The 13,731-nt window shown below is 55.0% G+C and carries 11 protein-coding genes, 1 pseudogene and 1 riboswitch; of the genes and pseudogenes, 3 read left to right on the top strand and 9 right to left on the bottom strand.

What is annotated here, in order from left to right; all coding sequences use genetic code 11:
* Window positions 1-53: 53 nt before the first annotated feature.
* The 3 genes and pseudogenes from araD to araB all read right to left on the bottom strand — a co-directional run bounded on the left by araD (window position 54) and on the right by araB (window position 4,163).
* A complete protein-coding gene (gene araD, locus FFT88_RS15855; protein ID WP_135404072.1) occupies window positions 54-749 on the bottom strand; it encodes an L-ribulose-5-phosphate 4-epimerase in 696 nt (231 codons plus the stop codon).
* A 199-nt stretch (window positions 750-948) separates the two neighbouring features.
* Window positions 949-2,451, bottom strand: a complete 1,503-nt coding sequence (gene araA, locus FFT88_RS15850; RefSeq protein ID WP_135404073.1) for an L-arabinose isomerase — start codon at window positions 2,449-2,451, stop codon at window positions 949-951.
* A gap of 10 nt (window positions 2,452-2,461) precedes the next feature.
* Window positions 2,462-4,163 (bottom strand): annotated as a pseudogene (gene araB / locus FFT88_RS15845) (ribulokinase).
* A gap of 338 nt (window positions 4,164-4,501) precedes the next feature.
* Between araB and araC the strand changes: the two are divergent.
* Together araC and FFT88_RS15835 are read left to right on the top strand one after the other, a co-directional pair.
* Window positions 4,502-5,380, top strand: coding sequence for an arabinose operon transcriptional regulator AraC (gene araC, locus FFT88_RS15840; protein WP_130217548.1), 879 nt, complete (start codon window positions 4,502-4,504; stop codon window positions 5,378-5,380).
* A gap of 85 nt (window positions 5,381-5,465) precedes the next feature.
* Window positions 5,466-6,230, top strand: coding sequence for a DedA family protein (locus FFT88_RS15835; protein ID WP_135404074.1), 765 nt, complete (start codon window positions 5,466-5,468; stop codon window positions 6,228-6,230).
* Between the two features lie 86 nt (window positions 6,231-6,316).
* Here the strand turns inward: FFT88_RS15835 and thiQ are convergent, their stop codons facing one another.
* The 4 genes from thiQ to sgrR form a co-directional block, all read right to left on the bottom strand.
* Window positions 6,317-7,015, bottom strand: coding sequence for a thiamine ABC transporter ATP-binding protein ThiQ (thiQ, locus tag FFT88_RS15830; RefSeq protein ID WP_130217440.1), 699 nt, complete (start codon window positions 7,013-7,015; stop codon window positions 6,317-6,319).
* The gene (gene thiP, locus FFT88_RS15825; protein ID WP_135404075.1) at window positions 6,999-8,609 is read right to left on the bottom strand and encodes a thiamine/thiamine pyrophosphate ABC transporter permease ThiP; all 1,611 of its coding nucleotides are present in this window, start codon (window positions 8,607-8,609) and stop codon (window positions 6,999-7,001) included. The genes thiQ and thiP overlap by 17 nt, the downstream gene beginning before the upstream one ends.
* Window positions 8,585-9,568, bottom strand: coding sequence for a thiamine ABC transporter substrate binding subunit (thiB, locus tag FFT88_RS15820; protein WP_001469031.1), 984 nt, complete (start codon window positions 9,566-9,568; stop codon window positions 8,585-8,587). Before thiB ends, thiP begins: the two co-directional genes overlap by 25 nt.
* Before the next feature lie 30 nt (window positions 9,569-9,598).
* A riboswitch (TPP riboswitch) is annotated at window positions 9,599-9,698 on the bottom strand.
* Between the two features lie 33 nt (window positions 9,699-9,731).
* Window positions 9,732-11,387, bottom strand: coding sequence for a DNA-binding transcriptional regulator SgrR (gene sgrR / locus FFT88_RS15815; protein ID WP_135404076.1), 1,656 nt, complete (start codon window positions 11,385-11,387; stop codon window positions 9,732-9,734).
* A gap of 88 nt (window positions 11,388-11,475) precedes the next feature.
* Here sgrR and sgrT point away from each other — a divergent pair, with 88 nt between their 5' ends.
* Entirely contained in the window at window positions 11,476-11,607 is a 132-nt protein-coding gene (sgrT, locus tag FFT88_RS15810) for a glucose uptake inhibitor SgrT (protein WP_130257853.1), read from the top strand.
* A gap of 107 nt (window positions 11,608-11,714) precedes the next feature.
* Here the strand turns inward: sgrT and leuD are convergent, their stop codons facing one another.
* Both leuD and leuC read right to left on the bottom strand, forming a co-directional pair.
* Window positions 11,715-12,320, bottom strand: coding sequence for a 3-isopropylmalate dehydratase small subunit (gene leuD / locus FFT88_RS15805; protein ID WP_130221637.1), 606 nt, complete (start codon window positions 12,318-12,320; stop codon window positions 11,715-11,717).
* Between the two features lie 10 nt (window positions 12,321-12,330).
* Window positions 12,331-13,731: a 3-isopropylmalate dehydratase large subunit gene (leuC, locus tag FFT88_RS15800; RefSeq protein ID WP_001140645.1), complete on the bottom strand. Its 1,401-nt coding sequence runs from the start codon at window positions 13,729-13,731 to the stop codon at window positions 12,331-12,333.

Raw genomic sequence — 13,731 nt, 5'->3', positions numbered from 1 at the left:
CAGGCTTGAGTATAGCCTGGTTTCGTTTGACTGGCTGTGGTTTTATACAGTCATTACTGCCCGTAATACGCCTTTGCACCATGCTTACGCAGATAGTGTTTATCCAGCAAGGTTTGCTGCATATCAGGGAGCTGCGGGGCCAGCTGGCGGCAGAAAATCCCCATATAAGCGACCTCTTCCAGCACGATAGCGTTATGCACCGCATCTTCGGCGTTTTTACCCCACGCAAACGGACCGTGAGAATGGACCAGTACGCCAGGCATTTGCGCTGCGTCGATACCCTGTTTTTCGAAGGTTTCAACGATCACTTTGCCCGTTTCCCACTCATATTCGCCATTGATTTCGGCGTCGGTCATTTTGCGGGTGCAGGGAATGGTGCCGTAGAAATAGTCGGCGTGAGTGGTGCCGGTAGCCGGAATTGACTGACCCGCCTGCGCCCAGATGGTGGCATGGCGGGAGTGCGTGTGAACAATGCCACCAATGGACGGAAATGCCTGATAGAGCAGTCGGTGAGTTGGCGTGTCGGAGGAGGGCTTTTTCGTACCTTCAACCACTTCACCGGTTTCGATGCTGACCACGACCATATCGTCGGCGGTCATGATGTTGTAATCGACGCCGGAAGGTTTGATCACAAAGACGCCGCGCTCGCGATCAACGGCGCTGACGTTGCCCCAGGTCAGAGTGACCAGGTTGTGTTTTGGGAGCGCCAGGTTGGCTTCTAAAACCTGGCGTTTGAGATCTTCTAACATGTTGACTCCTTCGTGCCGGATGCGCGTTGCTTATCCGGTCTACAAAATCGCAGCGCGTAGGTCAGATAAGACGCGCCAGCGTCGCATCAGGCGCTGAATGCCGGATGCGCTTTGCTTATCCGGCCTACAAAATCGCAGCGCGTAGGCCTGATAAGACGCGCCAGCGTCGCATCAGGCGTTACATACCTGATGCGGCTACTTAGCGACGAAATCCGTAATACACTTCGTTCCAGCGCAGCGCGTCTTTAAACGCTGGCAGGCGGGTGTCGTTATCAATCACCGTGATTTCAATGCCGTGGATCTCGGCGAACTGGCGCATATCGTTAAGGTTCAGCGCATGGCTGAAGACGGTATGGTGCGCACCACCAGCAAGGATCCACGCTTCGGAAGCAGTTGGCAGATCCGGTTGCGCTTTCCACAGCGCATTCGCCACCGGCAGTTTCGGCAGGGAGTGCGGTGTTTTCACCGTGTCGATGCAGTTAACCAACAGACGATAACGATCGCCGAGATCGATCAGGCTGGCGACAATCGCTGGACCGGTTTGGGTATTGAAGATCAGGCGGGCAGGATCGTCCTTACCACCAATACCGAGATGCTGAACGTCGAGGATCGGTTTCTCTTCTACGGCAATCGACGGGCAGACTTCCAGCATATGGGAGCCGAGCACCAGGTCATTACCTTTCTCGAAGTGATAGGTGTAGTCCTCCATAAAGGAGGTGCCGCCCTGCAGACCGGTTGACATCACCTTCATGATGCGAAGCAGGGCGGCAGTTTTCCAGTCGCCTTCGCCCGCAAAGCCGTAGCCCTGCTGCATCAGACGCTGTACGGCCAGCCCAGGAAGCTGTTTCAGACCGTGCAAATCTTCAAAGGTAGTAGTGAAAGCGTGGAAGCCACCTTGTTCCAGGAAACGCTTCATCCCCAGCTCAATACGCGCCGCTTCCAGCACGTTCTGTCGTTTTTCGCCGTGGATTTGTGTGGCAGGCGTCATGGTGTAGCTGCTTTCGTACTCATCGACCAGCGCGTTAACATCGCCGTCGCTGATGGAGTTTACTACCTGCACCAGATCGCCAACCGCCCAGGTATTGACGGAGAAACCGAACTTGATCTGTGCGGCAACTTTATCGCCGTCAGTGACCGCCACTTCACGCATGTTATCGCCAAAACGGCAGACTTTCAGATGACGGGTATCCTGTTTAGATACCGCCTGACGCATCCAGGAGCCGATACGCTCATGTGCTTGTTTATCCTGCCAGTGACCGGTGACGACGGCATGTTGCTGACGCATACGCGCGCCGATGAAACCGAACTCGCGACCGCCGTGTGCAGTCTGGTTCAGGTTCATAAAGTCCATGTCGATGCTGTCCCACGGTAGCGCCGCGTTAAACTGGGTGTGGAATTGCAGCAACGGTTTGTTGAGCATGGTCAGGCCGTTGATCCACATTTTTGCCGGGGAGAAGGTGTGCAGCCACACCACCAGACCCGCGCAACGTTCGTCGTAATTGGCATCGCGGCAAATTGCGGTGATTTCGTCCGGCGTGGTACCCAGCGGTTTCAGCACCAGTTTGCAGGGCAGTTTCGCTTCCGTATTCAGCGCATTAACGACGTGCTCGGCATGTTGGGTGACTTGACGCAGGGTTTCCGGGCCATACAGATGCTGGCTACCAATTACAAACCACACTTCATAATTATCAAAAATCGTCATTGTCGTGTCCTTATAGAGTCGGAACGGCCTGGGCAGCCTGTGCCGGGGCGGAAGTTGGAAGATAATGTTGTTCGGCGCTCATCGCCCACTGCTGATAGCGGCGATAAAGCTGTTCAAAGCGTTGTGCCTGTTCGCTGCACGGTTGCAGGGTTTTCTCTACCGCACTGGCCATTTTTTGCTGTGCTGATGGGATGTCGGCGTGCACTTTCGCGGCGACGGCAGCAAAAATCGCCGCACCGAGCGCACAGCATTGGTCAGAGGCAACAATTTGCAGCGGGCGATTCAGTACGTCGCAGCAGGCTTGCATAATCACCTGGTTTTTCCGCGCGATGCCGCCCAGCGCCATCACGTTGTTTACGGCGATCCCCTGATCGGTGAAGCACTCCATAATTGCGCGTGCGCCAAAGGCGGTGGCGGCAATTAAACCGCCGAACAGCAGCGGAGCGTCGGTGGCGAGGTTCAGATCGGTAATCACTCCTTTCAGGCGTTGGTTAGCGTTTGGCGTGCGGCGACCGTTAAACCAGTCGAGCACCACCGGCAGGTGATCCAGAGACGGATTTTTGGCCCATGCTTTGGTCAGCGCCGGAAGCAGTTGTTTCTGGCTGGCGTTGATTTGCTCTTTCAGTTCCGGATGCTGGGCGGCAAGCTGTTCCAGCGGCCAGCCGAGTACGCGACCGAACCAGGCGTAGATATCCCCAAACGCCGATTGGCCTGCTTCCAGACCGATAAATCCAGGCACCACGCTGCCATCAACCTGACCGCAAATACCTTTCACTGCCCGCTCGCCAACGCTCTGTTTGTCGGCAATCAGAATGTCGCAGGTGGAAGTACCGATAACTTTTACCAGCGCGTTAGGCTGTGCGCCTGCGCCGACTGCGCCCATATGGCAGTCAAACGCGCCGCCGGAAATCACCACGCTTTCAGGCAGACCGAGACGCTGCGCCCATTCCGGGCATAAAGTGCCCACCGGAATATCGGCAGTCCAGGTGTCAGTGAACAGCGGGGAAGGTAAATGACGGTTGAGGATCGGGTCCAGTTCGTCAAAGAAACTGGCTGGCGGCAGGCCGCCCCCAGCTTTCGTGCCACAGAGATTTATGCCCGGCGCTACAGCGTCCGCGGCGAATATCCTGCGGGCGGGTGGTGCCGGAGAGCAGGGCGGGTACCCAGTCGCACAGTTCAATCCACGATGCGGCAGATTGCGCCACGGCGCTATCCTGGCGAGTCACATGCAGGATTTTTGCCCAGAACCATTCGCTGGAATAAATACCGCCAATATAGCGAGAGTAGTCAGTTTTGCCAGGTGTATGACACAAGCGGGTGATCTCTTCCGCTTCTTCAACCGCCGTGTGGTCTTTCCACAAAACGAACATCGCGTTCGGGTTTTCGGCAAACTCCGGGCGTAGCGCCAGCACGTTGCCGTCGGCGTCGATTGGTGCAGGTGTGGAGCCGGTACTGTCGACGCCAATGCCGACCACGTCAGCGCGTTGTTCGGCACTAAGCGCGGCCAGCACGGTTTTCAGCGCCGCTTCCATTGACTCAATGTAGTCACGCGGATGATGACGGAACTGGTTATTCGGGGCATCACAAAATTGCCCTTCCTGCCAACGGGGATACCACTCTACGCTGGTGGCGATCTCTTCACCGGTGGCGCATTCCACCGCCAAAGCTCGCACAGAATCACTGCCAAAATCGAGGCCAATTGCAATCGCCATCGTTTCACTCCATCCAAAAAAACGGGTATGGAGAAACAGTAGAGAGTTGCGAAAAAAAGCGTCAGGCAGGATCCGCTAATCTTATGGATAAAAATGCTATGGCATAGCAAAGTGTGACGCCGTGCAAATAATCAATGTGGACTTTTCTGCCGTGATTATAGACACTTTTGTTACGCGTTTTTGTCATGGCTTTTGCCCCCCTTTGTTACAAAATGCTTTTCACAAGCGGGGTTGCCGGTTGGATTAGCGAGAAGAGCCAGTAAAAGACGCAGTGACGGCAATGTCTGATGCAATATGGACAATTGGTTTCTTCTCTGAATGGCGGGAGTATGAAAAGTATGGCTGAAGCGCAAAATGATCCCTTGCTGCCGGGTTACTCGTTCAACGCCCATCTGGTGGCGGGTTTAACGCCGATTGAGGCCAACGGTTATCTGGATTTTTTTATCGACCGACCGCTGGGAATGAAAGGCTATATTCTCAATCTCACCATTCGCGGACAGGGCATAGTGAAAAACCAGGGGCGAGAATTTGTCTGCCGGCCAGGCGATATTTTGCTATTCCCGCCGGGAGAAATTCATCACTATGGTCGTCATCCGGAGGCCCGCGAATGGTATCACCAGTGGGTTTACTTTCGCCCCCGCGCTTACTGGCACGAATGGCTTAACTGGCCGTCGATATTTGCCAATACCGGTTTCTTTCGCCCGAACGAAGCGCATCAGCCGCATTTCAGCGATTTGTTCGGGCAAATTATCAATGCTGGACAAGGGGAAGGGCGCTATTCGGAGTTGCTGGCGATAAATCTTCTTGAGCAATTGTTACTGCGGCGCATGGAAGTCATTAATGAGTCGCTACATCCGCCAATGGATAATCGGGTACGCGAGGCTTGTCAGTACATCAGCGATCACCTGGCGGACAGCAATTTTGATATCGCCAGTGTCGCACAGCATGTTTGCCTGTCTCCGTCGCGTCTGTCGCATCTGTTCCGCCAGCAATTAGGGATTAGTGTCTTAAGCTGGCGCGAGGATCAACGCATCAGTCAGGCGAAGCTGCTATTGAGCACGACTCGTATGCCTATCGCCACCGTCGGACGCAATGTTGGCTTTGACGATCAGCTCTATTTCTCGCGGGTATTTAAAAAATGTACAGGCGCCAGCCCGAGCGAGTTCCGTGCCGGTTGTGAAGAAAAAGTGAATGATGTAGCTCTCAGGTTGTCATAATTGGTAACGAATCAGACGATTGACGGCTTGACGGAGTAGCATTGGGTTTGCAGAATCCCTGCTTCGTCCATTTGACAGGCACATTATGCAAGCATTGCTGGAACACTTTATTACCCAATCCACTGTGTATTCATTGATGGCGGTGGTGTTGGTGGCCTTTCTGGAGTCACTGGCGCTGGTCGGTTTGATTCTGCCCGGTACGGTGCTGATGGCGGGGCTGGGGGCGCTGATAGGTAGCGGCGAGTTAAGTTTCTGGCACGCCTGGCTGGCGGGGATTGTTGGCTGCCTGATGGGCGACTGGATCTCCTTCTGGCTGGGCTGGCGGTTTAAAAAGCCGTTGCATCGCTGGTCATTTCTGAAGAAAAACAAAGCACTACTTGATAAAACTGAACATGCGCTGCATCAACACAGCATGTTTACCATTCTGGTCGGGCGCTTTATCGGGCCGACGCGCCCGCTAGTGCCAATGGTGGCGGGGATGCTGGATCTGCCGGTGGCAAAATTTATCACGCCAAATATTATCGGCTGCCTGCTGTGGCCGCCATTTTACTTCCTGCCGGGGATTCTGGCAGGCGCGGCGATCGATATTCCTGCCGGAATGCAGAGTGGCGAGTTTAAATGGTTGCTGCTGGCGACGGCGGTGTTTTTGTGGGTTGGCGGTTGGTTGTGCTGGCGATTATGGCGCAGCGGCAAGGTAACCGATCGTTTAAGTCATTATTTGTCGCGTGGTCATTTGCTGTGGCTGGCACCGTTGATTTCTGCCATTGGCGTGGTGGCGCTGGTGGTGTTAATTCGCCATCCGTTGATGCCGATGTATATCGATATATTGCGTAAAGTGGTTGGGGTTTAGGGCATAGTCTTGTGCGGGGCGACTGATGCGGACAAAACGCACCCGTAGGTCGGATAAGGCGTTCACGCCGCATCCGACAGTGCATACTAACCCGTAATCCCCAATAGTGCCGAAGCACTCGCCTTACCGCTCAACAATTCATCGGTCTTACCCTGCCAGGCGATACGCCCGTCGGCGACCACCACCGAGCGCGTGGCGATCCGCGCCGCATCTTCCACACTGTGCGACACCATCAATAACGTCATTTTTTGCTGCTGGCAGCTCGTACTCACCAGCGTCAGCATCTCCTGGCGTAGCGCCGGGTCGAGCGCGGAGAACGGCTCATCGAGCAATAAAATCGGTTGTTCGCGCACCAGGCAACGCGCTAATGCCACACGCTGTCGCTGACCGCCAGAAAGCTCGCCCGGTAACCGCGCCATTAAATTATCAATCCCCATCTGACGGGCGATAGCGTGCATTTTCTCCTGCTGTACCGCGTTCAGCTTCAGTCCTGGATTAAGCCCCAGCCCGATGTTCTGCGCGACCGTCAGGTGACTGAATAGGTTGTTTTCCTGAAACAGCATCGACACCGGACGGCGTGACGGCGGCGTTGTGGTGTGATCAACGCCATCGATAGTCAGCGAACCGCTGGCAGGCGTCAGAAAACCGGCGATCAAATTCAGCAGGGTACTTTTACCCGCGCCGCTTGGCCCGAGGATCGCCACCTGCTCGCCGCGTTCCACCGTTAAGCTAAAACGCATCGGCAAATGGTGGTAAAGCCAGGTGATATCAGTCAGTTTTAACATTTCGCCCCGGTAGTTTTTCAATCACGGTAAACAGCAGAAAACAGAGCAGCAGCAGAATTAACGCGGTGACCGCGCCGTCCTGGCTGCGATAAGAGCCAATTTGCTGGTAGAGATAAAACGGCAGGGTACGGAAATCATCGTTACCGAACAACGCCACCACGCCAAAATCACCAATCGACAACACGCAGGCAAAGGCCAGCGCCTGCGCCAGCGGACGTTTCAGAGCGCGCAGCTCCACCACTTTTAAGCGCGACCAGCCTTCAATACCCAGCGACTGACACAACATGCTGTAACGCGTGGTGATATCGCGCATTGGGTTTTCCAGCACCTTCAGCGCGTAAGGGATCGCCATTAACGCATTGGTGAAAATCACAATGCCGTCAGCAGATTGCGGCAGGCCGATAGTGTTGTTGAGCAGTAAAAAGAAGCCGGTAGCCAGCACAATCCCCGGCATGGCGAGGATCAACATGCCGCTCATCTCTAGCGCCTGACCCGCCAGCATTTTTTGTCGCGCCCGCAGTTCGCGACTGCTCCATAGCAGCATCATGGTCAGCACTACGCACAATACGCCTGCCGCCAGTGCAATACGCAACGAGGTCCACAGAGCCTGCCACAGCACCGGTTGTGCCAGCACTTCCGGCAACTGGCGATTTACCCCATCGACAATCACCGCCAGTAACGGTGGTAGCAACAGCAGCAGCGCCAGCACAATTAACACCGTGTCGCAAATGCGGCTATGCAGACGATCGTCCGGGTCGCGCCAACCTTGCAGCAGCGTGGTGCCAGGTGCAATGGCCTTACTCAATCGCTGACTCAGCAGCACCAGACCGAGACAGCACACCATCTGGATCAGCGCCAGCATCGCCGCGCGGGCAGGATCGTAGTCGTAACTCAGCGCCTGATAAATAGCCAGCTCGACAGTCGTCGCTTGCGGACCGCCGCCCAGCGATAGCACGGTGGCGAAGCTGGCGAAACAGAGCATAAAGATAAGCGCAGCAACCGGCGGGATTTGACGCCGTAACCACGGCCATTCGACGAAGCGGAAAAAATACCAGCCGCGCATCCCAAGCTGGGCGGCAAGCTGACGTTGTTCCCCGGGAATGTTTTCCAGTGCCTGGAGTAATAAGCGGCTCGCCATCGGCAGATTAAAAAATACATGCGCCAGCAAAATGCCTTGCAGGCCGTAGGGCGAAAACGTCCACTCCAGACCAAGCGATTGCCAGAGCGATGCCAGCCAGCCCTGGCGACCATAGACGCTAAGAATGCCAAAAACGGCAACCAGCACCGGGAGGATCAAGGTCATTGCGCACAGACGCAACAGCGCCAACCGCCCGGGAAAGCGCCTGCGATAAAGCGCGCGGGCAAGGAATATTGCGGGTATGACAGAGAGCAGCGCCGAGAGAAACGCCTGCCAGAAGGAGAAGCGCACCACATGCCACAGGTAGCTGTCCTGCCAGATTGCCGCCCAGTCACCCTGCGGCGCGTTCCACCACAGGGCGAGAAACGCCGCCAGTGCAACCGCCACCACAAGCGTAGCGGCGCTTACACCTGGAATTAACCAGCCGGGAATTAACGGCTGACGGCGCGTTGCCATTCGCTAATCCATGCCTGACGTTGTGCCGCCACTTCGGCTGGCGTGAACTCCAGCGTGGTTGCTGGTTTGGTCAATTGTTCAAACCCGGCAGGCAGCGTGACATTTGCCACCGGATACATCCAGTTGCCGGTTGGGATCGCATTCTGGAAAGCCGGAGAAACCATAAACTGGAGGAATTTTTGCGCCAGCTCCGGCTGCTTGCTGGCAGCGGTGCGGGCGGCAACTTCCACTTGCAGATAGTGACCTTCGCTAAAGTTCGCAGCGGCGTAGTTATCTTTCTTCTCTTCGAGAATGTGATAAGCCGGAGAGGTGGTGTAACTCAGTACCAGATCGCTTTCGCCTTTTAAAAACAGGCCGTAGGCTTCACTCCAGCCTTTGGTGACTGTGACGGTTTTCTTCGCCAGTTTCTGCCAGGCCTGCGGGGCGTCATCGCCATAGACTTTTTGCATCCACAACAGCAGACCCAGCCCCGGCGTACTGGTGCGCGGATCCTGATAAATCACCCGCCAGTTTTGATCGCTCTCAACCAGCTCCTTCAGGCTTTGCGGCGGATTTTTCAGTTTGTTCTTGTCATAGACGAAGGCGAAGTAGCCGTAATCAAACGGTACGAAAGTGTCATTATTCCAGCCGCCGGGAACGTTTACTGCATCCGCTGCCACACCGCTTTTGGCAAACAGTCCGGTTTTACTGGCGGCGTCTAACAGGTTGTTATCCAGCCCCAGCACCACATCGGCTTTACTGTTTTTGCCTTCCATCCGCAGACGGTTGAGAAGTGAAACTCCATCTTCCAGCGCCACCAGTTTCAGTTCGCAATTACAGTCGGCTTCAAAGGCTTTTTTGACCACCGGACCAGGCCCCCAGTCGGCGGCGAAGGAATCGTAGGTATAAACAGTCAGAACGGGTTTAGCGAAAACAGGCGCTGTGCACAGCAACAGCAGGGGAAGACATTTTTTTAACACTTTGCACCTCAAAAAAGAGTGGCAAAGGACTTGAGAAGGAGCCTCAAATCCCTTCGCCGGCGTTATCCGGATCAGGTTCGACGGGTATTTTCTCAGCGCACGCGTCTGCGTGGCACCCCGTTGAGAACGGCGTTAGTGTAGTGATTTTGTTATCAACCAGCAATCATGGATCCGGCGGCGCAAACCACGCTGATTTAAAATCGAACCAGCCGAGGGTGTTCATACGCAGGCCGCGCATACTGCGTTGTCCCTGAATAATCAGCCAGTGGTGGATCAGCGGCACCATTGCTTTACTGGCAACCAGCTGTTGGCACCAGTTCGCCAGATTCATCTCGCCATTACGCCAGCGGGCGGCGTCGGCTTGCCAGTCGAGAGGAATACAGTGTTGTAGCAGCGGTACTTCGCACAAGTGCGCGAACAGCGAAAAATCCAGCGGCAGCGTAAAGTTGGCGCTGTTAAGCCAGATGTCGCTTTCGATCTCACCTTCGTGCCACTGATCGTAGCTGATCTCTTTGATTTCCAGCGTGACCTGGTGACTTGCCAGAATCTGCTGCATGATCCTGGCAATCACCCGATGTTCAATATGATCCTGATAAAAGGTCAGGGTGAGATGTTCCAGCCCGGCAGGTTTTTCGCAATGTGTTGGGCGGGCATGGTGCCAGCGGGGGAGCAACCCATAGGCCGGAAACCACAGTTGCTGGTACTGTTCCTCGGCGAAATAAACCAGATTGGTCGGCGAAAGTACATAGCTTATCCAGTCTCTGACTTGCTGATTCGCCCCGCGATGGGTGCGGCTGTCGAACAGTAGATAGTAGCAACCTTCTTCAAGGCGACTTTCAATCTCTTTTTCCTCGCCCTGCGGCCCTTTCAGCATCAGGCCTCCAGCGGGTTCATCGGCAATTTCCGGCAGAACCCAGACGTTAACTTCGTCGATTAATGCCCGATAACCGAAGAAGTCATCGAATGCCTGAATTTTCAGTTGATTGGTGGTGTTGCGGATCACCGCATACGGACCGGTGCCGATGGGATGGCTGGCAAAATTGCTGAGGGTTTCCCATTCACGCGGCAGGATCATCGCCGGAACTTGCGCCAGCAGTAACGGCAACCAGCGATCTGGCTGAGTGAGATGAATATCCAGCGTCCAGGGCGTCGGCGACACAATTTCAGCGATGTGGGAATAGAGCGGCAGCGTATTGATCCGCTTCAACGAGGCGATGACGTCGTCCATTTCCAGTTCACGACCATGATGAAAATGGACCCCGGGGCGCAAAAAGAAGCGCCAGTGGAGTGGGGAAATTTGCTGCCAGTGGTGGGCGATGTCCGCCTCCAGTTCCCCATTTTCCTCATTTATTCGGGTTAACGCACTGAAGATTTGCCGGGCGATATGGGTTTCGGAACGGCGTAATGCGCTGCCAGGCAGCAGATTGCGCAACGGGCGATAGTAGAGCACGCGCAGGATGTGCCGCCCCTGGCGGAAGCTGCGGCCCAGATGAGAAACCAGCATTTGCCGCACGGCAGTTTTATCACCGACTAACTGCACCAACTGGTCGATGCGATCCTGTTCCAGCAGGTCTTCCGCCCGCTGTTGCTGAAGCGCCAGTCCGGTGTAGAGGAATGTCAGACGCGAGCGTTTACCGCGCCCGACTTCCGCTTCCCACGTCAGCCAGCCGCGATCCTGCATGGTGTTGAGCAGGGTGCGCATATGACGACGGGAGCAGCTCAATAACTCCGCCAGTTCGTTGAGCGTCGTGTCCTGCGATTTACCCTCGCAGCATTGCCACAGGCGGATGAACTGTTGTTGCAGACGAGCAGATGGCATAAAAGGGGAACTCCTGCGCAAAAGTCAGCAATTTTATTTTCCCTATATTAAGTCAATAATTCCTAACGATGAAGCAAGGAGGTGCCCCATGCGTCAGTTTTATCAGCACTACTTTACCGCGATAGCGACGTTGTGCTGGCTGCGTTGGTTAAGCGTTCCACAGCGTTTAGCCATGCTTGAAGAACTGATGCAGTGGGAGGGGAGTGATTCTGAATACTGATTTGCGGACATCATGTGTGACTGAGTATTGGTGTTAATCGCCACGCCAGCAGTGAATACCTGCTGGCTTTTTTCTTTTTGGCGATTGAGTGCCGGACGGCGTACAAATTAACGCATAAACGCCGGTTGCTTCTCTTCATAAGTGGCAATAGCGTCGTCGTGCTGCAGGGTCAGACCGATGCTGTCCAGACCATTCATCATGCAGTGGCGGCGGAAGGCATCGATAGAAAAACGATACGTTTTATCACCCGCTTTCACCTCTTGCGCTTCCAGATCCACGGCGAAATGAATCCCTGGATTGGCTTGCACCAGTGCAAACAACTCATCCACTTCTGCATCGCTTAATTTCACCGGCAGCAGTTGGTTGTTAAAGCTGTTGCCATAGAAGATGTCAGCGAAACTCGGCGCAATCACCACTTTAAAACCGTAGTCGGTCAATGCCCACGGCGCGTGCTCACGGGAGGAACCGCAGCCGAAGTTTTCTCGTGCCAGCAAAATCGATGCGCCCTGATATTGCGGGAAGTTCAGCACGAAGTCCGGGTTTGGCTGTTGGCCTTTTTCATCCAGAAAACGCCAGTCGTTAAACAGATGCGCGCCAAAACCAGTACGCGTCACTTTCTGCAGAAACTGTTTCGGGATAATCGCATCGGTATCGACATTGGCGGCATCCAGCGGAACCACCAGGCCTGTATGTTTGATAAATTTCTCTGCCATGGTGTGCTCCTTATTTAATGTTGCGAATGTCGGCGAAATGTCCGGTCACAGCAGCGGCGGCAGCCATTGCCGGGCTGACCAGATGCGTGCGCCCGCCGCGCCCCTGGCGGCCTTCAAAGTTACGGTTGCTGGTGGAGGCGCAACGTTCGCCCGGATTCAGACGGTCGTTGTTCATCGCCAGACACATTGAGCAGCCAGGCAAACGCCATTCAAAACCGGCTTCAATAAAGATTTTGTCCAGACCTTCCGCTTCCGCCTGAGCTTTTACCGGGCCAGAGCCGGGAACCACCAGTGCCTGTACGCCTGGCGCGACTTTTCGCCCTTTGGCGATTTCCGCTGCCGCGCGTAAATCTTCAATGCGCGAGTTGGTGCAAGAACCGATAAACACTTTATCGATAGCGACTTCGGTCAATGGAATACCCGGTTTCAGCCCCATATAGGCCAGCGCTTTTTCTGCCGACGCGCGTTCAACAGGATCAGCAAACGAAGCCGGGTCGGGAATGTTGTCGTTCACGGAAATCACCTGGCCTGGATTGGTGCCCCAGGTGACCTGCGGGGCGATCTCTTCTGCTTGCAGAGTCACAACAGTATCGAAAGTTGCGCCTTCGTCGGTTTGCAGGGTTTTCCAGTAGGCGACGGCATCGTCAAAATCTTTGCCTTTCGGCGCATGCAGACGGCCTTTGACATAGTTAAAGGTGGTTTCGTCAGGTGCAACCAGACCGGCTTTCGCGCCCATTTCGATTGCCATATTGCACAGGGTCATACGACCTTCCATGCTTAAATCACGAATTGCTTCGCCGCAAAACTCCACCACATGCCCGGTGCCGCCAGCGCTGCCGGTTTTACCAATGATCGCCAGCACGATATCTTTCGCGGTAATGCCCGGTGCGGCTTTGCCCTGGACTTCAATTTTCATGGTCTTCGCACGACCCTGTTTCAGGGTTTGCGTTGCCAGTACGTGTTCAACTTCGGAAGTGCCGATACCAAAGGCCAGTGCGCCAAATGCGCCGTGGGTGGCGGTGTGCGAGTCGCCACAGACAATGGTCATCCCCGGCAAGGTGACGCCCTGTTCTGGCCCCATTACGTGGACGATCCCCTGATACGGGTGATTCAGGTCATACAGCTCGACGCCAAATTCTTTGCAGTTTTTGATCAGCTCCTGCATCTGGATCCGCGCCATTTCACCGCAGGCATTAATGTCTTTAGTCTGAGTTGAGACGTTGTGATCCATAGTGGCGAAGGTTTTCCCCGGCTGACGCACTGGGCGTCCGTGGGCGCGCAGGCCATCGAACGCCTGCGGTGAGGTCACTTCATGCACCAGGTGGCGGTCGATATATAACAGCGGGGTTTCGTTTTCGGCTTCGTACACTACGTGAGCGTCGAACAATTTTTCGTATAACGTCTTAGCCAT

Origin of the sequence: Escherichia sp. E4930 (assembly GCF_005845405.1) — a bacterium.
Taxonomy (GTDB): domain Bacteria; phylum Pseudomonadota; class Gammaproteobacteria; order Enterobacterales; family Enterobacteriaceae; genus Escherichia.
The sequence above is the reverse complement of the archived record's forward strand: the minus strand, read 5'-3'. Positions and strand labels throughout refer to the sequence as shown.

Bases quoted from the DNA above. Each gene is read 5' to 3' on its own strand.
- sgrT (WP_130257853.1), top strand. From the start codon at position 11,476: ATGCGTCAGTTTTATCAGCACTACTTTACCGCGATAGCGACGTTGTGC.
- leuD (WP_130221637.1), bottom strand. From the start codon at position 12,320: ATGGCAGAGAAATTTATCAAACATACAGGCCTGGTGGTTCCGCTGGAT.
- sgrR (WP_135404076.1), bottom strand. From the start codon at position 11,387: ATGCCATCTGCTCGTCTGCAACAACAGTTCATCCGCCTGTGGCAATGC.
- araD (WP_135404072.1), bottom strand. From the start codon at position 749: ATGTTAGAAGATCTCAAACGCCAGGTTTTAGAAGCCAACCTGGCGCTC.
- FFT88_RS15835 (WP_135404074.1), top strand. From the start codon at position 5,466: ATGCAAGCATTGCTGGAACACTTTATTACCCAATCCACTGTGTATTCA.
- thiQ (WP_130217440.1), bottom strand. From the start codon at position 7,015: ATGTTAAAACTGACTGATATCACCTGGCTTTACCACCATTTGCCGATG.
- leuC (WP_001140645.1), bottom strand. From the start codon at position 13,731: ATGGCTAAGACGTTATACGAAAAATTGTTCGACGCTCACGTAGTGTAC.
- thiP (WP_135404075.1), bottom strand. From the start codon at position 8,609: ATGGCAACGCGCCGTCAGCCGTTAATTCCCGGCTGGTTAATTCCAGGT.
- araA (WP_135404073.1), bottom strand. From the start codon at position 2,451: ATGACGATTTTTGATAATTATGAAGTGTGGTTTGTAATTGGTAGCCAG.
- araC (WP_130217548.1), top strand. From the start codon at position 4,502: ATGGCTGAAGCGCAAAATGATCCCTTGCTGCCGGGTTACTCGTTCAAC.